Origin of the sequence: Streptomyces sp. URMC 126, from assembly GCF_051386555.1 — a bacterium.
Classification (GTDB): Bacteria; Actinomycetota; Actinomycetes; order Streptomycetales; family Streptomycetaceae; genus Streptomyces.
Genome location: NZ_JBPQTX010000031.1, coordinates 1 through 24,890, shown reverse-complemented (window position 1 = coordinate 24,890; position 24,890 = coordinate 1). Strand labels below are relative to the sequence as shown.

The window sequence follows — 24,890 nt, the reverse complement described above, 5'->3', positions numbered from 1 at the left end:
GTCGGTGTGCGGGTCAGGAGGCGAACAGGCGCACCGGCCAGGCGGCGTGCTGCTGCCCGGAGATGTCCAGCAGCGGCGCGCCGGCGGCCGGCAGTGCGCTGATCCCCTTCTCGCGGAGGCGTCCGGCGGCGGCGGTGGCCTCCACGGCCACATGGTCGAGGTCGCCGGCGAGGCGGGCCAGGACCACGGTGGCGTCGAAGGGGTCGAGGCTCAGCAGCCGGACCGTCGCGGTGGCCGGCCCGCTGACGGTTTCGTAGGCGGCCGCGTACGCGGCGTCCAGCGGTGCCAGTCCGGCCGAGCGCGCCGCGAGCCCCAGTACCAGCGGCTGGTGCGCGCCCCGCGGCCGGGCCGCGGCCAGCGCGTCCAGCTCGGCCGAGGGCCACGTCGCGCGGGCGGCCCGCATCATCTGCCGCCCCAGCCTGCGGGCTGTCTCCCGCAGGGCCGGTACCGGTGTGCGGGCGTCGGCGGCCTCCTCCAGCACCAGCGGATCGTGGCCTGAGGCGGCCGCGGCGGCCAGCGCCGCCGCGACCAGGCCGACGGTGTGCAGCCGCCCGAGGCAGAAGTCCTGGAGCGAGCGGGCATCGCGGATGCGGCCCGCGGCCACGGCCGCTTCGGCCCCGCCGGAGTGCGCGTGCCCTCCGGCGGGAAAGCGGCCGTCGGCCAGCACGAACAACGCGGCACGGTTCATCGTCCGCACCTCACCCTTTCGCCGCGGCTCGCCAGGCTTTTCCTGCGGGAGGTCAGCGTCCCTCAGAAGAGGAAGTACCGCTGCGCCATGGGCAGGAGCTCAGGCGGATCGATCGCATAGACCGGATGGTCGTCGTAGGGCCAGTGCGGATCGCCTTCATAATTCGGTTCCTTCGGGAAGCGCGGATCGTTCTTGTCGAGTTGATCGTCAAGATCGACCGGATAGTCGGCGTCCTGGTTTTCGACTCGCGCGTACACGTCGTCCTCCGTCGCGCCGCCGACGGTCACGTAGAACGTTTCGGAGCCGACGTGGACCTTGGGCCTGACGTCGTTCTCCTCCATCCGGTTCTTGTAGACGCCGCGTGTGCTTTTGACGGGCGCGAATTTCTTGCCCAGCGTGAGCCGCTCGTGCAGCTTGGTGGTGATGGCCCGCTTGCTGACGAAGTTGTACGAGGTGGCGCCGGGCGCCCGGCCCGCGGCGCCCCACACGGCGCGGGGCAGGACCGGCTGCGGGGTGGTGATGGAGGCGTTGGCGTCGCCCAGTTGCGCGTAGGCGATCTGGCCTCCCTTGATCACCCGGTGCGGCTTGACCCCGAAGAACTTCGGCTCCCACAGCACCAGGTCCGCCAGCTTGCCGGTCTTCACGGATCCGACGTAGTCGTCGATGCCGTGGGCGAGCGCCGGATTGATCGTGTACTTCGCGACGTACCGCCGGACCCGGTGGTTGTCGGCGAGCTCGGCGTCGGCGATCCGGGCGGCCGTGGCGTCCGCCGGGAGGCCCTCCCTGTCCTTCTCCAGGATGCCCCGGTGCTTCTTCATGACGTGCGCGGTCTGCCAGGTGCGTGTGATCATCTCGCCGATACGGCCCATGGCGTGGGAGTCCGACGACATGATCGAGATGGCGCCCATGTCATGCAGGATGTCCTCGGCGGCCATCGTGGAGGGCCTGATCCGCGACTCCGCGAAGACCCGGTCCTCATTGACCTGCTGATTCAGATGATGGGCGATCATCAGCATGTCGAGGTGTTCCTTGACCGTGTTGACGGTCAGCGGCCGGGTGGGATTGGTGGAGGCGGGCAGCACCTTCTCCTCGGACACCATTTTGATCATGTCGGGGGCGTGGCCGCCGCCCGCGCCCTCGACGTGGAAGACATGGATGGAATGGCCCTGGATGGTGAGCTGGGTGCTCTCGAAGAACCCCGCTTCGTTCATCGAGTCGGCGTGCAGGGCGATCTGGACGTCGACGGCGTTCGCCTCGGTGCAGACCTCCAGACACGCCTTGAGGGCGGCCGGGGTGGCCCCCCAGTCCTCGTGGATCTTGAAGCCGATGATGCCGGCGTTCAACTGGTGGTACATGGACTCCTTGGACATGGTGGAGCCCTTGCCGAGCAGCCCGATGTTGACCGGGAAGGCGTCCAGCGCCTCGAACATCCGCTCAAGGTGCCAGGCGCCGGGCGTGACGGTAGTGGAGGTACTGCCGTCCGCCGGCCCCGTACCCCCGCCGATGAGCGTGGTGACACCCGACGCCAGCGCCTCGCCGATCTGCTCGGGGCAGGTGAAGTGGACGTGCGTGTCGATCCCGCCGGCGGTGAGGAACTTGCCGTTGCCCGAGATGACCTCCGTCTCCGGCCCGATGACGAAATCCGTGGGCACGGGCCGGCCATCGCCGGAAACGGCCCCGTCGTGGATCTTGTCCATGGTCTCGGGGTTGTACGCCTTGCCGAGCGCGGTGATGTAGCCGTCGCGGATGGCCACATCGGCCTTGACGATGCCCCAGTGGTCCAGGATGACGGCACCGGTGATCACCGTGTCGGGAGGGTGGGTCGCGTCGCCGGTGGGGGGTTTGTCCGGGTCGACGGGGGAGTTGCCCGGGGCGGCGGGCGGCACGCAGTCTTCGTGCGTCCCGTCGGGTGCGGTTTCCCGGCACGGGTCGCGTGGCGTGATGGACTGTCCCATCGACTCACGGATCACCTTCCCGCCGCCGAAGATCATCTCGTTGCCGCTGTGGTCGGGACCGCCGCACCAGTCGTCCTCGATGCGGATCCACAGATCGGTGTCGGCGAGGCGGATACGGTCACGGACCGTCGGGCCGAACCGCTCCGCGTACTCCTTGCGCGACAGGGGGGAGAAGACCGTGCGTTCAGGGATCGTCGGCCGGCCCCCCGTCGATACGGAAGGAAGCGGCGGAATCGGCGTGTCCTTGGTCTTCTCGCGCAGGCCGTGGACTTTGCGGTCACCCAGAATGGGTACGAGCTCTACCTCTTGGGGATCGTTCCAGTCGAAGCGGACGGAGCTGCCGGCCGGGACGTTGAGACGCATGCCCAGGGCGACATCACGTGACACCGTGGCACCGTCGACGTCCTGGAACTCCAGCCCGTCGTTGGCCTCGAAGAAGTGGTAGTGCGAACCGACCTGGACCGGGCGCTTGTTCCTGTCCTTGTTGACGACGATCACGCGCTCGACCCTGTTGTCGTCCACGAGTTGCTTGTTGTGGACCACCGTCTCGTCGCCGTCCTTCTCGGAGTACCGCACCTCACCCGGATGGACAGCCGGCCCGACCCTGCACCGCGGGTCCGGGTCGAAGACGGGGTCGCGGATCGTGACGAGCTTCGTGCCGTCAGGGAAGGTCGCTTCCACCTGCACGTAGTCGACCATCTCGGGGACGCCCGACATGACCTTCACGCCCGTCAGCACGTCCTCCCTCCCGGACTTCATCAGCTGAGCGACGGTCTTGCCCTCTCGGGCCCCCTTGAGGACATGCGCGCTCAACAGCGCGACGACCTCTGGGTAGTTGAGCGGCCTTGGTGGCGTCCCGGTCATGCGTTCCCTGGCGACACCCGCCGCCGCGTGGATCATCAGGCGCTCTTGTTCGTGTGGAGTCAGATGCATAACCTCACCCACTGATCGCCCTCCCCAGAGCCATCGCCCTGAGGCCCGTGAGCCGGGACCTCGCACCCTCAACAGCCCGGGCGGGAGCCTTCACAGCTCCGCCGCACACGCCTTCGGCGCAGTAGCGTCTCCGCGGCCACCGGTCCGATCCTCACCAGTGGATCCTGAGCATGCCAAGACCACCCCAAACGGCGTACCGGCCCGCTCCCCTCGTATGAGTGACGGCCGGCACTGCGTGACCGCAGCAGCGGTACGCGCGACAACGCGCGCCGCGCGATCGTGCGGACCGCTCTCGCCCGGAGCGACGGGGTGCCCTTCGCGTGCCCCGCGACCAGCGGCCTCGATCAGCCGTCGGCCGGCCGACTTCATCCAACCGGCGGTCCGTTGCCCGTGGCAGACCTGACGGGGACCCGATCCCCGGACGCGTTCCTCGCCTGTCTGTCGGCCGGCGGCACCGGCCGCCCCGGCATGAACGTGCCGGTGGTGACCGGTGACACCCATGCTCCTGCACTCACTGAGATCGCCCCCGGCGCCGCGACGATCGCGGCCGAAGGCGGCGACCGCTACTGCCCCCTCCCGCGCCTGCGGTGACCGTAGGCGGGCCACCGGCGCTTCCCGACGCGGGAGTTGCCCGCGAGACATCCCCTGGTCACCCCCCCCCGGCCCGGACCGGGCGCATGCCCTCCCGCCGGGGCGGGGTGGAGTGCGCCCCGGCTCACGGCGACTGCTGTCGTGCGCCGGATCGGCCGCTGTTCGCGCCGTGGCGCCTCCTGCCCGGGCAATCGACACCCTTGGCCGGGGCGCCGCGACCTTGCGATGGTCGGGTGACGCCTTCGAGGGGAGCCGCGAAGTGATCAACACCTCCGAGACCCTGGCCGTGCAGACGATCGAGAACTTCCTCACCCCTGACGAGACCGGACAGGTCACCAAGATCGTGGACGATCAGCTCGCGGCCACCGGCTGGGTGCCCGCCCGGCCCGCGGAGGGGCTGACCCCTCCGGCGGCGGCTCAGGAGATCCTCGACGGGGCGATCGCACGGGCCATGCCGGTCATCCGCCGGGCGTTCCCGTCCGCCACCTCCGTGGCCCCGTGGCTGTACCACGACCTCAAACCCGGCGACAGGATCCGCTCGCACGTGCACGGCATGGGCGACCCCGATGAGCGGCCGGTGCGTCTGGCCCGGGTCGTGTTCAACCTGCAGGACGCGCGCAGCGGAGGGGAGTTCTACCTCGACACCAGCGCCTGCGAGGAGCTGTGGAGCGACGTCACGGCCGGTCCCGGCGACGTGTTCGCCCCCGGCACCCGGTTCGTCCACGAGATCAGCGCCCGTTCCGGCCCGGTCGACCTCGACGCCATCGCCGCCACCCGCTGGATCTGCCGACCGCCGGCCGGGACCACCCTGGTGTACGGGGCGCAGCTGATCCACGGGGTCACACCGGTGGTGGCCGGGCGGGTGCGCAAGCTGATCACGGACCTGTGCGCCTCAGCGGAGCCCGGAACCGGCCTTCGGCGGGAGCACTGACGCCGGACCGGACGTCAGCGCGTCCAGTCCCCGGCCGAGTTGGCCGAGGGCGGACCCGACCGGTGCGAGTACGGCGCCGGGCGGCAGGTCGCGCAGCCACTCCCGGGCGGCTTCGGCCGCGCGCGGGGGGACGGCGAGTACGGCCTTGTGCACGCCGGAGCGGTACGGGCCCGGGTAGCCGGGGTTGGCGGTGAACGCGGTGAGCTCCGTGCCCGCCGGTGCCGCCGGGAGCAGGGTGCCGTTCGGGACCGGCAGTTCCAGGGCCACCCGCACGGCCCGGGGCTGCCGGGGAAGGCCGCCGTGCAGGACGGCGTGGGCATGGGCCCCGTGCGGGTCGGTGCCGGTGCTGGTCCAGCTCAGGTTGGAGACACCGCCGAAGCGGCCGTTGATCTCGATGAGGTGCGGCCGCCCGTCCGCGGTGACCGCGAAGTCGATCTGCCAGGGCCCGGCCGGGCGGAAGGACGTGACGATGTCCGCCACGACCGTGGCCAGGGCCGCCGCGGCGGCGTCCGGGAGGACGGCGGGCTGGACCCTGGCCCGCCGCCCGGGGGCGCATTCGCCGTCCAGGGGGCCGAGCGAGGCGACGGGCCAGCTGACGGTGCCGCCCGGCAGCGTGAGCAGTTCGACGGCGAACTCCTCGCCACTGACGACCTGTTGCGCCAAGACTGGGAAGACGGCGCGGGCAGCGGGCGCGGTGAGCTGCCACGGCTCGGACACCAGGTACCGGCCCGCGAACGACTCGCTGCGGGCCTCCTTGACGATCAGGGGCAGACCGATCCGCTCGACGGCCGGGGCCAGGTGCCGTGGGCCCTCGCAGACGAGGGCGTTCGGGCCGGGCCAGCCACGCCGCGAGGCCGTGCGGTGCAGTGCGACCTTGTCGCAGGCGAGGGTGGCGAAGGGCTGCGAGTGCACCGCCATCCCGCCCCGCGTGCGGGCGTACAGCGTGAGCAACTGCTCCTGTCCGGGGGACGACATGTTGGGGACGACGATGTCGGCGTCGTGCTCCTTCAGCAGAGCGGACAGGGACTCGTCGGTCAGGTCCCGGGGCAGCGCCCCGCAGCTCACCCGGGGGTCGAGGAAGCCGGTGAGGTCCTCGAAGCCGAGCACGGTCACCTCCGCGCCGGAGCGGACGAGCGGCGGCACGAGCCGGTCCGCGCGGAACTCGCCGAGTACGAGAATGCGCGTCATCTCGACTCCGGCCGTCGGTCCGGGAATCCCTGACAGGCCGATTGTGGCACTGGCCGGGCGTCAGGTCCGCCGGCCGGCGTTCGCCCCGGGAGCCCAGGTCGAGCACCTCCTCCGCGACGGACAGCGCCCGCCGAGCCCCGCCGACATGCCGCCTCCGACAGGCGTGTCGCATCACCCTGCACTGCCAAAGCACTGCCAAAGCACTGCCGAACCGCTCCCGGCCCGGAGGAAACTGGTGCCCTCGATCACGCCGCCCGATGCCCCCTCGACGGGGCGATGGCTCGGGTCGACACCCCAGCCGGCGACAACCGCGATCCACGGTGAGAGCCTGCCCGAGCGCGTCGCCCCCGGCCGGTCGGCCGCCCTGGCGGCCCCGGCCGGAGCGGCGCCGGGGGCCGGCCAGGCGGGCGCCGTCGTCGACGACGACGCCGGCCCGTCCGGCGAGAATGCCCTGACGCACCTCCGACTCACCCGCGTCGAGCGCCACCCGCACCATCCGCGCGACCGGGCCGGCACGATCCGCGCACTCCTCGCGGCCCGGGTCGCGCAGCCGGCTGTACCGTTCACCGGCACTCCCACCCGACGTCCCCCGCCCCAGCCGTCGCCCACGGTGTACCCGCGGGCCGTTCGTGAAGCCCTCGCCCGGATCGGTGCAGGCTCCGTCCCCGAGGAGGTGCCGGCCCGCTCGCCGTACGTCCCGCTCCGCGGTGAACGCCTCGCTGCGCCGGCGCTCCTTCACGCCCTCCTCCGCACACCTCTGCCACTCCCCCAGCCGCAGAGTCCGCGGCCGCCGCTGAACGGCTCGACACCCGAGACACCGCTGCGCCGCACCGGCGATCTCCCCAACCTCACCCTGCCCGCCGGGACCGCCGCCCGTCACCCGGACCCCGGCGAGGATCGCCCCCCCGGACGGCCGCGCAGCCGCATTCCTACCAGGCCCACACCGAGCACCGCCGCCGGCGGGCGCACCCCAGCCGGGAAGCGCTGAGATGACCGCGCGCCTGGACACCGAGGTCCTGGTCGTCGGGGCCGGCCCCACCGGCCTGCTCCTGGGCGCCGAACTGGCGCTGGCCGGAGTGCGGACGTGTGTGGTCGAACGGCGGGCCACACGGCAGCGTGACTCCCGCGCCCTGAACCTGCATCCGCGCAGCCTTGAGCTCATGGACCAACGCGGCCTGGCGGACCGGTTCCTGGCCCTCGGCAGGACGGTCCCGGGCTGGCAACTGGCCGCGACCGTCAGGACACCGCTCGACTTCTCCGCCCTGACCACCCGGCACCCGTACGCCCTGCTGCTGGCCCAGTCCCGCACGGAGGCGCTGCTGGAGGAGCGGGCCAAGGAGCTGGGTGCGGTGATCCGTCGCGGCCACACGGTGACGGCACTGCGGCAGGACGCCGACGGTGTCGAAGCGGACCTCGTCGGCCCCCAGGGGCCGACGCTGGTCCGCGCGCGCTTCGCGGCCGGCTGCGACGGCGCGCACAGCATCGTCCGGTCGGCCGCCGGCATCGCCTTCCCCGGCACGCCCGAGTCCTTCACCGCGATGGTGGGCGACTTCGCCGTCGCCGACCACGCGCACATCGACCGGGCGAGGCGGAACGGCGTCCTGATCGCGCGGCTGGAGCCCGGCCTGACCCGGTTCGTGGTCATGGACCCCGAGCGCATGAGGGTTCCGTCCGGCGAACCGGTCACCCTGGAGGAGTTCCGCGCCGCGCTGACGCGCGTGTGCGGCACGGACTGCGGCATCGCCCGGCCGGGCTGGCTGTCGCGGTTCGGCAACGCCACCCGCCTCGCCGAGCACTACCGCCACCGCCGCCTGTTCCTCGCCGGAGACGCCGCCCACATCCACTTCCCGGTCGGCGCCCAGGGCCTCAACACCGGGCTCCAGGACGCGATGAACCTGGGATGGAAACTCGCCGCCGAACTGCGCGGATGGGCCGCGCCCGGCCTGCTCGACACCTACCACGCCGAGCGGCACCCCGTCGGCCGGGCGGTGACGGACCGGACCCTCGCCCAGACGCTGCTGGTCGAACTGCCGCTGACGGACCGGTACCGGCGAGGCGCCACCGTGCTGTGCGAGCTGCTGGACACCCTGCTCGGCCTCCCGGAGGTCAACCGCCGCCTGGCCGGCGAGCTGTCCGCGCTCGACACCGCCTACCCGCCCACCGACCCCACGGCGCACCCCTGCGTCGGCCGCCCCGTACCCGACACCCCGCTGGTCATGACACGGGACGGCCGACGGACCCGGATCCATCGACTCCTCCACGAGGGCCGCTTCGTCCTGCTCCACCTGACCGAGCACGGCCCCACCGACCTGTCCGCATTCGCGCTCCGGCACCAGGCGATCAGCGTCACCGCGGCCACCACAGAGGGCGACGACCCTACCGTCAAGGACCTCACCGAAATCCTGATCCGCCCCGACGGCCACATCGCCTGGGCCACCCACACCACGAGCCCCGACCGCCTCCACTCCGAACGGACCCAGGCGCTCAGGACATGGATCCGCACCTGACACCGTCCCCCGGAGCCGCTGGGGGGCCGCTCGACGGCGAGCACCTGGAACACCCGCCACGCCCGCCGCACCGTCCTGGACCAGCGACGCCTACGACGCCCGCAAGCGGGCTACCCATCCCGCACGGCGAGAACCCGCGCCTGCATCTGACAACGGTTCACACTGATCACAGCCGTACACCTGGCACGCCCCCTCGCCTGGGACACGCCGCCACCTGACCACCCGGCCCGGGCGCACGCCTCCCGCCGGGACGCAGTGGAACGCGCCCCGACTCCCCACGCCTTACTGCTGTGCACCGGATCAGCCGCTCCTCGCGCCGAGCGTGAAGGTGAACAGGGCTCTCGTGTAGGTGTAGAGCGGCTGCCCTTCAGCAGGTCGGGCTCGCGTCGGTCTGTGCTTGGCGTCGGGTCAGCAGGCCGGAGGCGGTCACTGCCGTCGCACGGCGGACCAGGTCGGTGAAGTTCAGATGCATGGATGCCAGTTCAGGGTCCGAGGCGTAGACCGCCAGCATCGCGTCCGAGGGGCGGCTGCACTGCCAGGCGGCCATGGCCATCAGCAGGGTCGTTTCCACCAGTGCGGCGGCGTCCTCGGTGCCGAGCTCGGGGAGGTGTCGTAGGACGATCTGGACCAGGCTCCGCAGTGATTCGCGGGCGGCGCGCTTGTGGCGGATGCCGACCTCGGTGGAGATGTTCTGCTCCAGTACCGCTCCCTGCGTGCTGAGCAGGTCGCACAGGACGGGCCGCTGCGTCATCGAGGTAGCGAGCAGGTCGGCCAGCCCGTCTCCGCGTTCTCGCGTTGTGCCCTGGCCGTCCGTCCGCGTCTGCTCCAGCTCGGTGATCCAGTCCTGGATTTCAGTGTCGAGAAGGTCGAGCAGAACCGCTTCGCGTGATTCGAAGTAGCGGAGCACGTTCGCCTTGGCCAGGCCGACGCGGCGGCTCAGTTCGTTCAGGCTCAGCTTGGCGACCGGCATCTCGGTCAGCATCACGGCCGCGGTGTCCAGGATCTGGCGCCGCCGCTGGCTGCGCTGTTCGTCGGTGCGGGCACGTTGAAAGGTCACGTTCCCATATTACAGACCAGCGGTACTTTACTTGGATACCGGCGGTCCGTTACCGTGGCCACGAGGATAAGAGACCGGCAGTCCGTAATGGAGTTTCGTCATGTACCAGGTTCCTGACCAGCGCGGAAAGCTCGCCGTGGTGACCGGCGCGAACAGCGGCACGGGCAAGGAGGCCGCCAAGCGGCTGGCCGGCGCCGGAGCCCATGTCGTGCTCGCGGTGCGCACGCCGGCCAAGGGCGAGCAGGCCCGCGACGAGATCCTCGCTGCGCACCCCGGCGCTCGGGTGGAGGTCCGCCGCCTGGACCTGGCCGACCTTTCATCGGTCCGCGAGTTCACCGACAGCCTGGCCACTGACGGCAGGCCGCTGGACCTGCTGCTGAACAACGCCGGCGTGATGAACGTGCCTCAGCGCACGGAGACCGCCGACGGCTTCGAGCTGCAGCTGGGCAGCAACTTCCTCGGCCCGTTCGCTCTCACCGTCCAGCTCCTGCCCCTGCTGCTGGCCGCCGCCGCCCCGCGGGTGGCCACGATGAGCAGCGGCACCGCCAACAGGGCCCGCATCGACTTCGACGACCTGCAGTCGACCCGCAAGTACAGCCCCACTCGGGCCTACGCACAGTCCAAGCTCGCCGACATGCTGATGATGATCCATCTCGCCGAGCTCGCCGCGCAGCACGACTGGCCCCTACTGTCGGCCGGTGCCCACCCTGGTTACACCCGCACCAACCTGATGACCTCCGGCCCCACCCTGAACGGCGGTCGACCCGGCCTGCTGGAATCACTCCTGTACAAGATCGTTCCGTCCCAGGGGCCTGAGCAGGGTGCGGAACCCCTGCTGTACGCGGCCACCAGCCCCGACGCCACGGCCGGAGGCTATTACGGACCGCGCTGGTCGATGGTCGGCCCGACCAAGGCCACACCCCTGCCCCGCAGCGCTCAGGACAAGAGCATCGCGGCACGCCTGTGGACCGAGGCCGAACGCCTTACCGGGGCCTTCCTTCCGGCCCGGCGCCCCTGATCCGCACCCGGCCACAGCCGGCGTGCAGCCGAGACCGTTCGAGTCCTCAAGCCCTCACGCCGCCTCCCGAAGTGGTGAACAAGTGCTGCTCGTTCTCGTGAACAAAGCCACCCGGACCGCATCACCGCCACAGACGTCCCCGGACGGGCCGCGCCCCGGCCGGACACGGACACCCCACGCCTCCGTGCGCAACGGCCTTCCCCGCGCGCTTTCACACGCCCACACCGCGCCCCGCGCGGCCGCCGTGCCCGGCGACGCCCACCGCGGCGGTCCGGTGTGCGCCGGCCCTCCACACGCCCCGGGCCGTAGGGCCGGTGCTCCCCCAAGCCCTGGGGCTCAGGGGGCACCGGCCCTCGGCCGGCGGGGGTCAGGTGCTGATGGTGGCCACGGTGTCGAAGCCGTACGTGCGGGCGTACCCGTTCTCCGTGCCGACCAGGATGTCGACCACCTCGAAGTAGTGGTCCCAGAACGGCGTTTCCCGCAGTGCGTCGATCAGCAGCTGGTACGCCTGGTGGTCGCGGGCCTCCCAGAGCCAGACGTCGGTGACGCGCGTCGAGTAGAACTCCGTGTCGAAGAAGCGCGACCGCACGCCGGAGGTCCTCTCCTCGATCACGGGAACGATCTCGGTGGTGAGGGCGCGCATCCGCTCCTCGGGGGTCTTGGAGAGCCAGGCACGCGTGGTCTTGACGAGCATGAAGGCGGTCACGGGGACGTCGGTCGCCTCGGTGGCGGACATGATGGTTCCTTCGCTGGAGGACGGTCGCCGGGCGACCGCCGCTGTGGACGAACGGTTCTCGGGGGCGCGCGCCGAACCCGGTACGCCCATCCTCGAAGGAGCGGACCGTTGCCACAATGGGAACCTCGGCAAGGAATCATTGCCCCCAACGGAACGGTCTTCATGGACAGCTCTCCCCCGGTCATCGACGCCCAGCTCGCCGTGGCCCTGGACGCCCTGCTGACCGAGCAGAGCGTCACCCGCGCCGCCGCGCGCCTGCACACCTCACCCGCGGCCATGAGCCGTACCCTCGCCCGGCTCCGCCGGATCCTCCAGGACCCCCTGCTGGTCCGGGCCGGACAGCGCATGGTGCCCACCCCGCGCGCCCGTGCGGTACGGGACGAGGCCGCCGAGGTGGTACGCCGCCTCGGGGCGCTGCTCAGCCCCGGCTCCGAGACCGACCCCGCATCCCTGCGCGGCACCTTCACCCTCCAGGCGGCCGATCTGGTCGCCGCCGCGCTCGCCCCCGGGCTGTTGCGGCTGGCCGGGGCGGAGGCGCCGGGGGTCTCGCTGCGGCTGCGGGCCGAGGAACTGGAGGCCGGGCCGGCCCTCCGCGACGGCGGGGTCGACCTGGAGGTCGGGGTGATCGACCACGTCGACCCCGAGACCCGGGTCGAGGAACTGGCCGTCCTGCGGATGGCGGCGGCCGTCCGGCCCGGCCACCCCCTCACCGCGGAACCCCTGACCCCGGACCGCCTGGCCGCCGCCGAACACGTCACGGTCAGCCGCCGCGGCCGGTTCACCGGACCCCTCGACGCCGCCCTGGCCGAACGCAACCTCGGCCGGCGGGTCACCGCCGTCCTCCCCAGCCACCTGACCGCGATGCACCTCGTCGCCCGCACCGACGCCGTCTGCCTGATCCCCGCCCCTCCCCCCGGCGCCGGCCCCTCCCCCCTCACCGAGGTCGCCTCCGCCCTCGGCCTGCGCCTCCTCGACATCCCCCTGCCGCTGCCGCCCGTGACCATCGGCATGGCCTGGCACCCCCGCCACGCCGCCGACGGAGCCCACCGCTGGCTCCGCGACGCGGTCCGCCGGACGCTCGGCGGGAGCCCGGACGCCTGAGCGGACCGGATGGCGCCCGTCGCTTTCCCACCGCTTTGCCGCCGCTTCTCCGGCCGGACCCTTACACTCGTCTGTCGGGTCCGCGCCGGACCCGCGGATCACGTCCTACAGCGGAGGAACCCAGGACATGGGAGCGGCCACACCTGCCACCGCGGTACGCCGCGGGCGCCGACGGGCGAGCGGCGCGCTGGAGTGCGAGGTCCTCGCGGTACTGCGCCGGGCGGACGGCCCGCTGACGCCGCGCGAGGTGCAGGAGCGGCTGCCGGGCGCCCTCACCTACTGCACGGTCGTCACGATCCTGCGCCGCCTGCACGGCAAGCGCGTACTCACCCGCACGCCCCGGGGCCGGGCGTACGCCTACGCGGCCGTCTGACCGGGACGCCGCCCCACACCGCCGCCGGCCGGCGGCCCGGGCACCCGCCCGCCGCGCGTATCCGCCGGCCCCGACCGCCCGGCGACTTCGCTCCACCGTCCCGGGTCTGTCGACGGCGTCTCACCACCCGTTCCGCTCCGGCTCGGGCACCGACGGCGGACGGCTTCCGACGCATCGCGCCCCGGCCGACGAGCCCCCGCCGCGTGCGCGGCCGCCCGTTCCGCAGGACGCCGGCGACGACCACAGCCGGACGGCGCCCCCCACAACCCTCAACACCCCACCCACAACTGCCGGTTGCGAGCCACCGTATGGACGCGGTCCACGCGCTCCGGATGAAGGACGCCGCCGAGGACGCCCAGACCCGCCACCTGGCGCACCGTCAGAACGCGGACGTCGCCCCGTTCCGACTCGTCGTCGATCTCCGTGGCGCCGGCCAGGACGACGACCGGGCCCACCGGGACCGGGAAGCCGCAGGCCCGGGTGAGGACGAGGGAGGCGCGGGCCGCGCTCTGGCGGGCGTGGCGGACGGCGGGGCGCGGGTGGCGCTCGCCCGCGAGGCGCACCACGGCGTCGTCCGCGCGCGCCGGGACCCGCCGGGTCGGCTCGACGAGGACGGTGAAGACGCCGCCAGGGCCGATGAGCAGGTGCGGGATGACGGCGTCGCCCGGCAGGACGACGGAGTGCACCACCTCCCAGCCGCCCGCGCTCAGCGCGTCCAGGGCCGCGCCCACCTGCTGTTCCGCGGCGAGCGCCCGGCGCCAGTGGTCCTCCACCGGCCGCCGGCCCAGCAGCCGGGCCAGCAGGAGGGTGCCGCGGCCGGTGCGGGACGCGTCGAGCCGGGCGCGCAGGGTCTCGCCGGGGCGGTTGGGCGCGAGGTCGTCGTCGGGGGGCAGGAACAGCCGGTCCGGGTCGTACCGCCTCCCGACCGCCCCGCTCTTGGCCCCCATTCCGGACCCGGGCCCCGACCCCGATCCCGGCCCCGCACCCGTTCCCGGCCGCTCGCGCACGCCCATCACCCCCACCCGCCATCTTGCCGCAGGACGGCGGCGTCGGACCCGTACGCCGCCCGCCGGATCGCGTGCCGCGCCCGGACCGCGTCCCGGGCGGGTGCGGAAGGCCACGATTCGGACAAGGAGGTGCGCGTGAGGCGGGCCGTCGAGTAGAACACCCGTATGTGGGTCGTTCTGCTGATCGTCACCTGTGTGGTCGCCGTCGCCGCCTGCGCCCGGCTGTGCCAGGCCGCCCTGGCGGCGGCCGCTCCCCAGCCGGACCCGGCCGCCGCCGGGATCGACGCGCTGACGCTGTACGAGACGGCGTTCCTGAACGGCGGGCCGCGCCGGGTCACCGACCTCACGCTGGTCGCGATGGCCCGGCAGCGGCGGCTGCTGCTGGCCCGCACGGGGTGGGCGACCGTCGTCGATCCGGTAGGCCGGGACGAGGTCGAGCGGTCGGTGATCACGGCGATGGGCCCCGACGGCCAGTCCCCCGTGCCGCGGATACGCGCCGCGCACGGTACGGCCGACGCGGTGCGCGCCCTCGCCGACCGGCTCACGGCCGCCGGCCTGGTGGTGCCCGCGCGGGTCCGTCAGGAGGTGGCGGGCGCCGTCCGGCAGGTGCGGGCGGCCTGTGTGCTGTCCCTGCTCACCGCCGTGGCCACCCTGCTGACCCTGCCGGACGGCGCGGCCCTCGGGCGGACCGCCGGCTGGCTCGCCGTGCCGCTGGTGCTGACGGCGGGCTGCCTGGCCATCGCGCGGTTCGAGGTGAACCCCGACACCCTCTGGGCCTCCCCCGCCGGCCGGGCCCTCCTCGACCGGGCCCCGGCGGTCCGGCCGCCCGCCGACGCCGGGCCGGACGACGTCGGTTTCCTGACCTCGCTGGCCGTCCACGGCCGCCGCGCCGTCCGCGACCCGGAGCTCCGCGCCGCCCTGGCCGAGACGCTGGCCGCGCACCGCTACTGATCCGCGGCGACCGCCCGGCCGCCCGCCCGCCCCGGGGCCCATCGGGCCCAACTCCCCCGACATCCCTCCCTGGTGCTTTACTTCGCCGGTCCGTGAATCGAATATCCCTTTTGTCGCAATTAGATATGAAGGGACGCCCGTGCGCGCAGTCGCCCTCTACGGAACCGTCGGATCCCTCCTCCTCACCGGCCTCACCGCCCTGACCACCGCCCCACCCGCCCACGGCACCGGAACTCTCCTCTCCCCCTCCGCCGCCGACAGCCCCGCCGAGGCCCGCGGCGTGGTGCTCGCGGCCGGGCGGGCCGCGGCCAAGGGCATCGCCTTCGGGGCCTGTCCGGCCGCCGAGGGCCTGCCCACACCCGTGGAGTGCGGCACGGTCTCCGTCCCGGTGGACTACGCCCACCCCAACGGCAAGCACATCAGCCTCACCGTCAGCAGGGGCCACGCCACCGGTGACCGCTCGGCCCGGCAGGGGGCGCTCGTCTTCAACCCGGGCGGCCCCGGCGGCTCCGGGATGGTCTTCCCGCTGCTGGCCGGCCTGCCGGCCTGGAAGAAGCTCGCCGAGGCGTACGACTTCATCGGCTACGCGCCCCGCGGCGTCGGCCGCTCCGCGCCGCTGTCCTGCGCGGACCCCGCCCGCTTCGAGCGGGGCCCGAGCGACGCCCCCGAGCACCCCACCGCCGCGTACAAACGGCAGCGGATCGCCAAGGCCAAGGCGTACGCCCGGGGCTGCCTCCGCAAGGCCGGCTCCGACCTCAGACACTTCACCAGCCGCAACAACGCGCGCGACCTCGACGTCCTGCGGGCCGCGCTCGGCGAACGGCGGCTCAACTTCATCGGGGCCTCGTACGGGACGTACTTCGGCGCCGTCTACGCCACCCTCTTCCCCGGGCACGTCCGGCGCATGGTCTTCGACAGCGTCGTCAACCCGTCGCCGCGCAAGATCTGGTACCAGAACAACCTCGACCAGTCGGTCGCCTTCGAGCGCCGCTGGTACGACTGGCGCCGCTGGGCGGCCCGGCACCACAACGTGTACCGCCTCGGCCGCACCGAGCGCGAGGTGCTGGCCGCGTACCACAAGGCCGCCGGGCGGCTGCGCCACCGGCCCGCGGGCGGGAAGGTGGGCCCGGCGCAGCTCCAGGGCCTCCTCCTCAAGGCCGGCTACACGGACACCGCCTGGGCGCGGGCGGCCGGGGCGCTCGCCGCGTACCTGCGGGGCGACGAGGGGCCGCTGGTCGCGATCGCCGCGCCCAGCGCCTCCGGAGGCCCGGCGGCCGAGAACGGCAACGCCGTCTACACGGCCGTCGAGTGCAACGACGCCTCGTGGCCGCGCGACTGGGCCCGGTGGAACCGGGACAACGACCGCCTGGCCCGGCGGGCACCGTTCGAGACGTGGAGCAACGCGTTCATGAACCTGCCGTGCGCCTACTGGAAGGCGCCCCGGCAGCGGCCGTTCGAGGTGGGGACGGCCCGCAAGGCGCTGCCGCCCGTCCTGCTGCTGGCCGCCGAACGGGACGCGGCCACCCCGTACGCGGGCGCCCTGGAGCTGATGCGCCGGCTGCGCGGCTCGGCGGCCCTGGTCACCGAGCTGGGCGCGGGGACGCACGGGATCGGCGGCGGGCCGAACGCCTGCGTCAACGGGTACTTCGAGAAGTACCTGCTCACGGGGGCGCTCCCGGCGCGCCACACGACGTGCGCGGGACGCCCGGAGCCACGGGCGACCTGAACCGGGGACGCACCACCGCACCACGGGAACGGCCGCCGGCCGGGCGAGGAAAGCCCGGCCGGCGGCCGTTCGTCTCACACCGCTCAGGCGAGCGAGGCCACCAGGTCAGCGACCGTCTTGCGGCGGCCCGTGAAGAACGGGACCTCCTCGCGGACGTGCATCCGCGCCTCGGACGCCCGCAGGTGGCGCATCAGGTCGACGATCCGGTACAGCTCGTCGGCCTCGAAGGCGAGGATCCACTCGTAGTCGCCGAGCGAGAACGACGCGACCGTGTTGGCCCGGACGTCCGGGTAGCCGCGGGCCATCTTGCCGTGGTCGGCCAGCATGCGGCGGCGGTCCTCGTCGGGCAGCAGGTACCAGTCGTAGGAGCGGACGAAGGGGTAGACGCTGACGTACTCGCGGGGCGTCTCGTCCGCGAGGAACGCCGGGATGTGCGACTTGTTGAACTCGGCGGGGCGGTGCAGCGCCATGTTCGACCACACCGGCTCCAGGGCGCGCCCGAGGCGGGTGCGGCGGAAGCGGCTGTAGGCGCTCTGGAGCGCGTCCGAGGTCTCCGAGTGCCACCAGATCATCACGTCGGCGTCGGCCCGGAGCCCGGAGAGGTCGTAGGTGCCACGGACGGTGACGTCCTCCTTGGCGAGGGCCGCGAACAGCTCCTCGACCTCCTCCGCCCAGCCGGAGCGGTCCTCGGGGAGCACGTCGCGCAGCTTGAACACCGACCAGAGCGTGTAGCGGATGACCTCGTTGAGGTCCTTGGCCTTCTTGCCGGCGTTCGGGGTCTTCTGGGCGTCAGTCGTCATGCCCCCTATTGTCCCCCCGCGCCCTCCGCGGTCTCCGGCAGGGTGGCCATCAGCTCCTCGGCCGCGCGGCGGGCGCCGCCGACGCAGGCCGGGATGCCGACGCCGCCGTAGGCGGCGCCGCAGACCCGCAGCCGGGGCAGGGCCGCCACCCGCTCGCGGATCCGCGCCACCCGGTCGAGGTGACCGACCGGGTACTGCGGGAGGCCGTGGTCCCAGCGGGTCACGCGGCCGGCGATCGGCGTGGCGTCCAGGCCCACCGCCTCGCCGAGGTCGGCGAGGGACAGCTTGACCAGGTCGGCGTCGTCGCGGTGCAGGTCGTCGTCGTCCCCGTAGCGGCCGAGGGAGGTGCGCAGCACGAAGACGTCCGGGTCGGCGGCGGCGATCCAGCCCCACTTGTTGCTCGCGAAGGTGGACGCCTTGATCCGCCGGCCGTCGCCGGGCGGCACGAGGAAGCCGCTGCCCGCCGGGAGGCCGGCCACGTCGGAGCGGCGGAAGGCCAGGGTGACCAGGGCCATGGAGGCGTACTCGACGCCGGCGAGTTCGGCCGCGGCGGTGTCCGCCGTGCCGGCGAGGAGCCGGGCGGTGGCCGGGGCGGGCGTGGCGAGGACGACGCCGTCGGCGGGGAGGTACGCGTCGCCTAGGTCCAGCCGCCAGCCGTCGGCGGTGCGGCTCAGCCCGGCCACCGGCGTGCCGGTACGGATCTCGCCGCCGGCCGCGCGCACGGCGTCGGCGGCGGCGAGCGGCAGCCGGCCGATGCCGCCGTCGATGCCGGCGAAGACCGGGCCGGGGTTCGGGGGCGCGGCGGCGATCAGCGCGCGGACGCCCTCGGTGAGCGAGCGCCGGCCGCGGGCGGCCTCGAAGAGGGTGGGGACGGCGGCGCGCATCGAGGTGCGGTAGGCGTTGCCCGCGTAAACGCCGCCGAGCAGCGGTTCGACGAGCCGGTCGACGACCTCGGGGCCGAAGCGCTCGGCGACGTAGGTGCCCACGGCGACGTCCTCGCCCGGCTCGGTGGGCGGCAGCTCCGCCTCGCGGGCGGCGGCGGCCAGGCCCTCCGGTGAGAGCACCCCGGAGGCGGCGAGCGCGTCGAGGTCGCCGGGGACGCCCATGACCTGGCCCTTGGGCAGCGGCCGGAGGCCGTCGCGGGTCCAGATGCCCGCGACGGCGGTGGCCGGGGCCTGGAGGCGGTCGCCGAGGCCGACGGCGCGGGCCAGGTCGACGCCTTCGGGGCGGCGGGCGAGCATCGACTCGGCGCCCAGGTCCACGGGGACGCCGGCGATCTCCCCGACGAGCAGCTTGCCGCCGACCCGGTCCGAGCCTTCCAGGACCGTGACGCGCACACCCCCTTCCAGCAACCGGAGGGCGGCGGCCAGTCCGGAGACGCCGCCGCCGACGACGGCCACGTGGGGTGCCTGGGTGTGGGCTTCGCTGCTCATGGGCTCACTGTCTCAGACGGTGCCGGGCCGCCGCTCCGCACCCCATTGACAGGCGCACGGCAGCCCGCCAAGACTCTCGACCGAACGGTCAGTCGGTCCGTCCGGGGGCCGTTCGCCGTGCTCCGCCGTCCACCCGGCCCCTTGCCCTATCCATGGTCCGACCGACCGCTTACGGAGACCGCATGAACGACCGCATCCGCGACGTCTACGTCGTCGACGCCGTCCGCACCCCCCTCGGCCGCTACGGCGGCGCGCTCGCCGGCGTCCGCCCGGACGACCTGGCCGCCCACGTCGTCCGCTCCCTGCTGGGCCGGGCGCCCGCCCTCGACCCGGCGCGGATCGACGAGGTCGTGCTCGGCAACGCCAACGGCGCGGGCGAGGAGAACCGGAACGTCGGCCGGATGGCCGTCCTGCTCGCCGGGCTGCCCGTGACCGTCCCCGGCTCGACGGTCAACCGGCTGTGCGCCTCCGGGCTGGAGGCCGTGGTCCAGGCGTACCGGGCGATCGCCGTCGGGGACGCGTCGGTGGTGGTGGCGGGCGGCGTGGAGTCGATGAGCCGCGCGCCCTGGGTGCTGCCCAAGCCGGACCGCGCCTTTCCGGCCGGCCACCAGGAGCTGTACTCGACGACCCTGGGCTGGCGGATGACCAACCCGGCGATGCCCGAGCGGTGGACGGTGTCCCTGGGCGAGGGCGCCGAGCGGATCGCCGACAAGCACGGCATCTCCCGCGCCGACCAGGACGCGTACGCCCTGGCCAGCCACCGCAAGGCGGCCCGCGCCTGGCGGGAGGGCGCCTTCGCCGACGAAGTGGTGTTCCCGCCCGGCGTCGAGCTCGACCGTGACGAGAGCATCCGCGACGCCACCTCGGAAGAGGCCCTGGCCCGGCTGAAGCCCGCGTTCCGGCCGGCCGGCGGTACGGTCACGGCGGGCAACTCCTGCCCGCTGAACGACGGCGCGGCGGCCCTGCTGCTCTGCGACGAGGCGGGGCTGCGGGCGACCGGCCGGGAGCCGCTGGCCCGAGTCCGGGCGTCGGCCGTCACCGGCACCGAGCCCGACCTGTACGGACTCGGCCCGGTCGAGGCGGTCCGCCGCGCCCTGACCCGCGCCGGCCGCTCCTTCGCCGACCTGACACATTTCGAGCTCAACGAGGCGTACGCCGCCCAGGTGCTGGGATGCTTCGCGGAGTGGCCGGAACTCGACCCCGCCCTGGTGAACCGGTACGGCGGGGCGCTGGCGATCGGGCACCCCCTGGGGTGCTCCGGCGCCCGGCTCGCCGGCACGGTGGCCCACCAGCTCGCGGCGGCCGGCTCGGGCACCGGGGTGGCGGCACTGTGCATCGGCGTGGGGCAGGGACAGGCGCTGGTGCTGGAGCGCTGATCCCGCCGCCCTCGCACCGCACCCGAGAGGCGATCCCCGTATGCGCACCACCGTCGGCATCATCGGAGCCGGTCCGGCCGGGCTGCTGCTCGCCCGGCTGCTGCGCCGGGCCGGCGTGGACTGCGTGGTGCTGGAGGCCCGCGACCGCGCGTACGTCGAGCGGCGCCAGCGGGCCGCGCTCCTGGAGCAGGGCACGGTGGACGTCCTGCGGGCCTGTGGCGCGGCGGAGCGGCTCGACCGGGAGGGCGTCCGGCACGACGGTTTCGAACTGCTGCACCGCGGGCGCCGGCACCGCTTCGGGACGGCGGCGCTCACCGGCGGCCGGACGAACACCCTCTATCCGCAGACCGAGCTGGTCAAGGACCTGATCGCGCTGGCCGCGGCCGACGGCACCCCACTGCTCTTCGAGGCCACGGTGACCGCCGTCGAGGGGCTCGACGGCGACCGGCCGGTGCTCCGGTACGGCCACGCCGGCCGGGAGGAGACGCTGGAGTGCTCCTACGTGGCGGCCTGCGACGGCTCGTCCGGCGCCGGCCGCCGGGCGCTGCTCGCCACCGGCGCCGCCCGGCTGCGCGAACACGCCTACCCCTACGCGTGGCTGGGCGTCTTCGCCGACGCCCCGCCCGCCTCCGACGAACTGGTCCTCTCCGGCCACGAGCGGGGCTTCGCCCTGCACAGCATGCGCTCGCCCGAGGTCTCCCGGCTCTACCTCCAGGTGCCGGCCGGCACCGCGCCGGAGGACTGGCCGGACGACCGGCTCTGGGCCGAACTCGACGCCCGGCTGGCCACCCCCGGCCACCCCCTCCACCACGGCCCGGTCACCGCCAAGGCCGTCATCCCGCTCCGCGGCCAGGTCGTCGAGCCGATGCGCCACGGGCGGCTGCTGCTGGCCGGGGACGCCGCCCACCTCGTCCCGCCCACCGGCGCCAAGGGCCTCAACCTCGCCGTCGCGGACGTCGTCACGATGGCCCGGGGCCTCGCCCACCGGCGGCGCACCGGCTCGGCCGCGCTCCTGGACCGCTACTCGGAGCTGTGCCTGCGCCGGGTGTGGCAGGTGCAGGAGTTCTCGCACGCCATGACCGTCCTGCTGCACGCGGCGCCCGACGCCGACGCCTACGAGCGGCGGCTGCGCACCGCCCGCCTCGACCGCCTCACCACTCCCACCGCCGCTGCGGCGGAGTTCGCGGAGAACTACGCGGGGCTGCCGATGGACGCGCCTCTCATCTGACGGCGGCGGCATCCGACGGCCGGCGGCCCCTGGCGAGCGGGGGCCCGCCGGTGTTCGGCCGGTGCCCGTCCTCGAACCGCCGGATCCGCGGCGGCCGTGGGGCAGCCTGTGCCCGCCCTCGAACAGGCGCCCTCCGCCCCTGGGTAGGGGGCCGCTCCCCCTGGGTAACCACAGCCCATGACGCCCCTCGACACCCTTCCGCCGCCGCCCCCGCCTTACCTGGGCATACCGCAACGCCGGCCCCAGCAGCCTCCGTTGTCTCTCTTATGCGACCCGGACGCGGTCGAGCTGACCGGCCCGGTCTTCGGCCCCGCCGACGTGGACCCCGCGGACGCCGATCTGACCCGGCGTCACCCGGGCGAGCCGATCGGCGAACGCATCACGGTCGCCGGGCGCGTCACGGACCGGCGCGGCCGGCCGGTGCGGGGCCAGCTCGTCGAGCTGTGGCAGGCGAACGCGGCGGGCCGGTACGCGCACCCGAACGACCGCCACCCCGCCCCGCTGGACCCGAACTTCACGGGCGCGGGCCGCTGCCTGACCGACGACGAGGGCCGCTACCGCTTCGTCACCATCAGACCCGGCGCGTACCCCCTCGACGGCCGCTCCGCCGTCTGGCGCCCGCCGCACCTGCACTTCTCGGTGTTCGGCACGGCCTTCGCCCAGCGGCTGGTGACCCAGATGTACTTCCCCGGCGACCCGCTGCTGGCCCACGACTCCATCGCCCACGCCGTGCCCGAACCCGCCGCCGTCGCCCGGCTGGTGGCCGCCTACGACCCGGCGCTGAACATCCCGGGCCGCGCCCTGGGCTACTGCTGGGACATCGTGCTGGACGGCCCGGCCGCGACCTGGACGGAGGGGAGCCGTTGATGCCGCCCGCACCGGGCACGCCGTCCCAGACGTCCGGTCCGTACGCCGGGCTCGGCCTGCCCTTCCCCGGCGGCGGCGACCTCGTCCCCGCCGGGCACCCCGGCGCGGTCACCCTGCACGGCCACGTCCTCGACGGCGAGGGCGCGCCCGTGCCCGGGGCGGTGCTGGAGCTCTGGCAGCCGGGCCCCGACGGCTCCCGCGCGGGCGCTCCCGGCAGCCTCCGCCGCGACGGCGTGACGTTCACCGGCTTCGCGCGCGTCACCACCGGCGCCGACGGCCACTACGCCCTCCGCACCCTGCTGCCGGGCGGTGTGCCGTACGCGGCGCTGTGCCTGCACGTACGGGGGTTGCAGCGGCACCTGTGCACGCGGGCGTACTTCTCGCGGCCCGCGGACGACCCGCTGCTCGCCTCCGTCCCGGAGGAGCGGGTCGGCACCCTGCTGGCCGTCCCCGAAAGGCCGACGGCGGGGGCGCCCCCGGCGTACCGCTTCGACGTACGGCTGCGGGGCGAGGGGGAGACGGTCTTCCTGACGGTGTGACGTGCCCCGGTCCCGCCCTTTCACCGTTTCTTGCAGGGGCTGCGCCCCCGCACCCCCCAAGCGCCCTGCGGGCGCTGTCCTCAAACGCCGGACGGGCTGAAACAGCCCGTCCGGCGTTTGAGGACAACCGCGCGCAGCGCGGTTTCGGGGGTCTGGGGGCTTGCCCCCAGGAAACGGTGAAAGGGCGGGACCGGGGCACCCCTCCGGCGAGCTCCTAGCGCGCCGTCCGCTCGTGCACGAACTCGACCAGCCGGGTCAGCGCCGCCGGATCCGTGGTGGGCAGCACCCCGTGACCGAGGTTGAAGACGTGCCCCTCCAGACCCCGAGCCGCCTCCAGAACGTCGGCCGCCTTGGCCTCCACCGCCTCACGCGGAGCGAACAGCACGGCCGGGTCCAGGTTGCCCTGGATCGCCTTGCCGGGGCCGACCCGCCGGGCCGCCTCGTCCAGCGGCACCCGCCAGTCCGCGCCGACGACGTCCGCGCCCGCCTCGCCCATCAGCCCGAGCAGTTCGCCCGTCCCCACGCCGAAGTGGATGCGGGGCACGCCGTACCCGGCGACGGCGTCGAAGACCTTGCTCGACGCCGGCATCACATGGCGGCGGTAGTCGGCCGGGGCCAGGGCGCCGACCCAGGAGTCGAAGAGCTGCACGGCGGAGGCGCCGGCCTCGATCTGGACCTTCAGGAAGGCGGCGGTGATGTCCGCGAGCCGGTCCAGCAGGTCGGCCCAGAGCTCCGGGTCGCCGTACATCAGCGCCTTGGTGTGCTCGTGGTTGCGCGAGGGGCCGCCCTCGACCAGGTAGCTGGCCAGGGTGAAGGGCGCGCCGGCGAAGCCGATGAGCGGGGTGGCGCCGAGCTCGGCGGTGAGCATCCGGACGGCCTCGGTGACGTACGCGACGTCACCGGCCTCCAGCGGACGCAGCCGCTCCAGGTCGGCGCGGGTGCGGATCGGCCGCTCGACGACCGGGCCGACGCCGGGCTTGATGTCGAGGTCGATGCCGATGGCCTTCAGCGGCACCACGATGTCGCTGAAGAAGATGGCGGCGTCCACGTTGTGCCGGCGCACCGGCTGGAGGGTGATCTCGGTGACGAGCTCGGGCCGCATGCAGGACTCCAGCATGGGGATGCCCTCGCGGACCTTGCGGTACTCGGGGAGCGAGCGGCCCGCCTGCCGCATGAACCACACCGGCGTATGCGGCACGGGCTCGCGCCGGCACGCCCGCAGGAACGCCGAATCGTATGCCGCTCCGCGGCCCGTCTGCTGCTCGCCCATCTCACTCATGCCCCAAATCTTCGCACGGGCCGAACGAGTGACCCGCGCATGTGGGTGTCCCTACCCGGAACCGGCGGTCGTTCCGCCTAGTCTTCCGGGCATGGCTGCGGCGCACGGACACCACGAGGACGGTCCGGACGACGTGGGTGGGGAGGGCTCCCCGTCCGTCTTCCGGCAGGCGGTCGCCGGGCTGCAGGGCGTGCTCCTGCGGCCCGAGATCGAACTCGACGCCACCCCGCCGCCCCAGCGGCTGGCCCCCTTCTCCTACGCGCTGGAGGCGGCGGTCGTGGTGGACGACGAGGAACTGGCGGACGGGCGGCTGATCCTGCTGCACGATCCGGCCGGGCACGACGCGTGGGGCGGGACCTTCCGCCTGGTCACGCTGGTGCACGCGGATCTGGAGGAGGAGATGGCGGCGGACCCGCTGCTGCCGGAGGTGTGCTGGTCCTGGCTGACCGGGGCGCTGGAGGCGCGCCGGGTGCCGTACGCGGCGCCGAGCGGCACGGTGACGCGCGCGGGCTCGCACTACTTCGGGGGCCTGCGGGAGCGTCCGCCGTCCACGCAGATCGAGATCCGCGCGTCGTGGTCGCCGATCGAGCCGGGCGGGCCCGGCGG

At 73.8% G+C, this 24,890-nt stretch carries 22 protein-coding genes and 1 pseudogene; 13 read left to right on the top strand and 10 right to left on the bottom strand.

Annotated features, from left to right (window positions below):
* Window positions 1-13 precede the first annotated feature (13 nt).
* The 3 genes and pseudogenes from ACSNOK_RS06425 to ureA all read right to left on the bottom strand — a co-directional run.
* A complete protein-coding gene (locus ACSNOK_RS06425) occupies window positions 14-688 on the bottom strand; it encodes an urease accessory protein UreF (protein ID WP_436779594.1) in 675 nt (224 codons plus the stop codon).
* 62 nt (window positions 689-750) lie between these two features.
* The gene (gene ureC, locus ACSNOK_RS06420) at window positions 751-2,835 is read right to left on the bottom strand and encodes an urease subunit alpha (protein WP_436779606.1); all 2,085 of its coding nucleotides are present in this window, start codon (window positions 2,833-2,835) and stop codon (window positions 751-753) included.
* A gap of 63 nt (window positions 2,836-2,898) precedes the next feature.
* Window positions 2,899-3,576, bottom strand: a pseudogene (ureA, locus tag ACSNOK_RS06415) (urease subunit gamma); the annotation flags it as partial.
* 390 nt (window positions 3,577-3,966) lie between these two features.
* On the opposite strand from ureA, the gene ACSNOK_RS06410 reads away from it, so the two are divergent.
* The gene (locus tag ACSNOK_RS06410) at window positions 3,967-4,167 is read left to right on the top strand and encodes a hypothetical protein (RefSeq protein ID WP_436779593.1); all 201 of its coding nucleotides are present in this window, start codon (window positions 3,967-3,969) and stop codon (window positions 4,165-4,167) included.
* Window positions 4,168-4,426: 259 nt separating this feature from the next.
* Window positions 4,427-5,098 (top strand): hypothetical protein, encoded by a 672-nt coding sequence (locus tag ACSNOK_RS06405; protein WP_436779592.1) that lies wholly within the window; start codon window positions 4,427-4,429, stop codon window positions 5,096-5,098.
* Here ACSNOK_RS06405 and ACSNOK_RS06400 read toward each other — a convergent pair.
* Window positions 5,060-6,286, bottom strand: coding sequence for a hypothetical protein (locus ACSNOK_RS06400; protein ID WP_436779591.1), 1,227 nt, complete (start codon window positions 6,284-6,286; stop codon window positions 5,060-5,062). The two genes, ACSNOK_RS06405 and ACSNOK_RS06400, sit on opposite strands and share 39 nt — an antisense overlap.
* 989 nt (window positions 6,287-7,275) lie before the next feature.
* Between ACSNOK_RS06400 and ACSNOK_RS06395 the strand changes: the two genes are divergently transcribed.
* Window positions 7,276-8,793, top strand: coding sequence for an FAD-dependent monooxygenase (locus tag ACSNOK_RS06395; protein ID WP_436779590.1), 1,518 nt, complete (start codon window positions 7,276-7,278; stop codon window positions 8,791-8,793).
* A gap of 367 nt (window positions 8,794-9,160) precedes the next feature.
* On the opposite strand, the gene ACSNOK_RS06390 is transcribed toward ACSNOK_RS06395, so the two are convergent.
* Window positions 9,161-9,850: a TetR family transcriptional regulator gene (locus ACSNOK_RS06390; RefSeq protein ID WP_436779589.1), complete on the bottom strand. Its 690-nt coding sequence runs from the start codon at window positions 9,848-9,850 to the stop codon at window positions 9,161-9,163.
* Window positions 9,851-9,950: 100 nt separating this feature from the next.
* Here ACSNOK_RS06390 and ACSNOK_RS06385 point away from each other — a divergent pair, with 100 nt between their 5' ends.
* Complete coding sequence (locus ACSNOK_RS06385) at window positions 9,951-10,868, top strand: SDR family oxidoreductase (protein WP_436779588.1); 918 nt, start codon at window positions 9,951-9,953, stop codon at window positions 10,866-10,868.
* A gap of 367 nt (window positions 10,869-11,235) precedes the next feature.
* Here ACSNOK_RS06385 and ACSNOK_RS06380 read toward each other — a convergent pair whose 3' ends face one another.
* Window positions 11,236-11,604, bottom strand: a complete 369-nt coding sequence (locus tag ACSNOK_RS06380) for a darcynin family protein (RefSeq protein WP_436779587.1) — start codon at window positions 11,602-11,604, stop codon at window positions 11,236-11,238.
* A 162-nt stretch (window positions 11,605-11,766) separates the two neighbouring features.
* On the opposite strand from ACSNOK_RS06380, the gene ACSNOK_RS06375 reads away from it, so the two are divergent.
* A complete protein-coding gene (locus ACSNOK_RS06375) occupies window positions 11,767-12,705 on the top strand; it encodes a LysR family transcriptional regulator (protein ID WP_436779586.1) in 939 nt (312 codons plus the stop codon).
* 127 nt (window positions 12,706-12,832) lie between these two features.
* On the top strand, window positions 12,833-13,078 hold the full coding sequence (locus tag ACSNOK_RS06370; RefSeq protein ID WP_436779585.1) for a BlaI/MecI/CopY family transcriptional regulator: 246 nt from the start codon (window positions 12,833-12,835) through the stop codon (window positions 13,076-13,078).
* A 269-nt stretch (window positions 13,079-13,347) separates the two neighbouring features.
* Here the strand turns inward: ACSNOK_RS06370 and ACSNOK_RS06365 are convergent, their stop codons facing one another.
* On the bottom strand, window positions 13,348-14,025 hold the full coding sequence (locus ACSNOK_RS06365; protein WP_436779584.1) for a nuclease-related domain-containing protein: 678 nt from the start codon (window positions 14,023-14,025) through the stop codon (window positions 13,348-13,350).
* A 225-nt stretch (window positions 14,026-14,250) separates the two neighbouring features.
* On the opposite strand from ACSNOK_RS06365, the gene ACSNOK_RS06360 reads away from it, so the two are divergent.
* Complete coding sequence (locus tag ACSNOK_RS06360) at window positions 14,251-15,036, top strand: TIGR04222 domain-containing membrane protein (protein WP_436779583.1); 786 nt, start codon at window positions 14,251-14,253, stop codon at window positions 15,034-15,036.
* Between the two features lie 139 nt (window positions 15,037-15,175).
* Window positions 15,176-16,762 carry an alpha/beta hydrolase gene (locus tag ACSNOK_RS06355; protein WP_436779582.1) on the top strand — a complete coding sequence of 529 codons (1,587 nt, stop codon included), beginning with the start codon at window positions 15,176-15,178 and terminating at the stop codon, window positions 16,760-16,762.
* Between the two features lie 83 nt (window positions 16,763-16,845).
* Here ACSNOK_RS06355 and hemQ read toward each other — a convergent pair whose 3' ends face one another.
* Complete coding sequence (gene hemQ, locus ACSNOK_RS06350) at window positions 16,846-17,562, bottom strand: hydrogen peroxide-dependent heme synthase (RefSeq protein WP_436779581.1); 717 nt, start codon at window positions 17,560-17,562, stop codon at window positions 16,846-16,848.
* 5 nt (window positions 17,563-17,567) lie between these two features.
* Complete coding sequence (gene hemG / locus ACSNOK_RS06345; RefSeq protein WP_436779580.1) at window positions 17,568-18,995, bottom strand: protoporphyrinogen oxidase; 1,428 nt, start codon at window positions 18,993-18,995, stop codon at window positions 17,568-17,570.
* A 182-nt stretch (window positions 18,996-19,177) separates the two neighbouring features.
* Between hemG and ACSNOK_RS06340 the strand changes: the two genes are divergently transcribed.
* The 4 genes from ACSNOK_RS06340 (at window position 19,178) to pcaG (ending at window position 23,005) form a co-directional block, all read left to right on the top strand.
* Window positions 19,178-20,371, top strand: a complete 1,194-nt coding sequence (locus ACSNOK_RS06340) for a thiolase family protein (protein WP_436779579.1) — start codon at window positions 19,178-19,180, stop codon at window positions 20,369-20,371.
* 40 nt (window positions 20,372-20,411) lie between these two features.
* Complete coding sequence (locus tag ACSNOK_RS06335; protein ID WP_436779578.1) at window positions 20,412-21,599, top strand: 4-hydroxybenzoate 3-monooxygenase; 1,188 nt, start codon at window positions 20,412-20,414, stop codon at window positions 21,597-21,599.
* Window positions 21,600-21,776: 177 nt separating this feature from the next.
* On the top strand, window positions 21,777-22,466 hold the full coding sequence (pcaH, locus tag ACSNOK_RS06330; RefSeq protein WP_436779577.1) for a protocatechuate 3,4-dioxygenase subunit beta: 690 nt from the start codon (window positions 21,777-21,779) through the stop codon (window positions 22,464-22,466).
* Window positions 22,466-23,005 carry a protocatechuate 3,4-dioxygenase subunit alpha gene (pcaG, locus tag ACSNOK_RS06325; RefSeq protein ID WP_436779576.1) on the top strand — a complete coding sequence of 180 codons (540 nt, stop codon included), beginning with the start codon at window positions 22,466-22,468 and terminating at the stop codon, window positions 23,003-23,005. Before pcaH ends, pcaG begins: the two co-directional genes overlap by 1 nt.
* A 214-nt stretch (window positions 23,006-23,219) precedes the next feature.
* On the opposite strand, the gene hemE is transcribed toward pcaG, so the two are convergent.
* Complete coding sequence (gene hemE / locus ACSNOK_RS06320) at window positions 23,220-24,275, bottom strand: uroporphyrinogen decarboxylase (RefSeq protein WP_436779605.1); 1,056 nt, start codon at window positions 24,273-24,275, stop codon at window positions 23,220-23,222.
* A 100-nt stretch (window positions 24,276-24,375) separates the two neighbouring features.
* Here hemE and ACSNOK_RS06315 point away from each other — a divergent pair.
* On the top strand, window positions 24,376-24,890 hold a 515-nt coding region (locus ACSNOK_RS06315; protein ID WP_436779575.1), incomplete at its 3' end, for a DUF3000 domain-containing protein.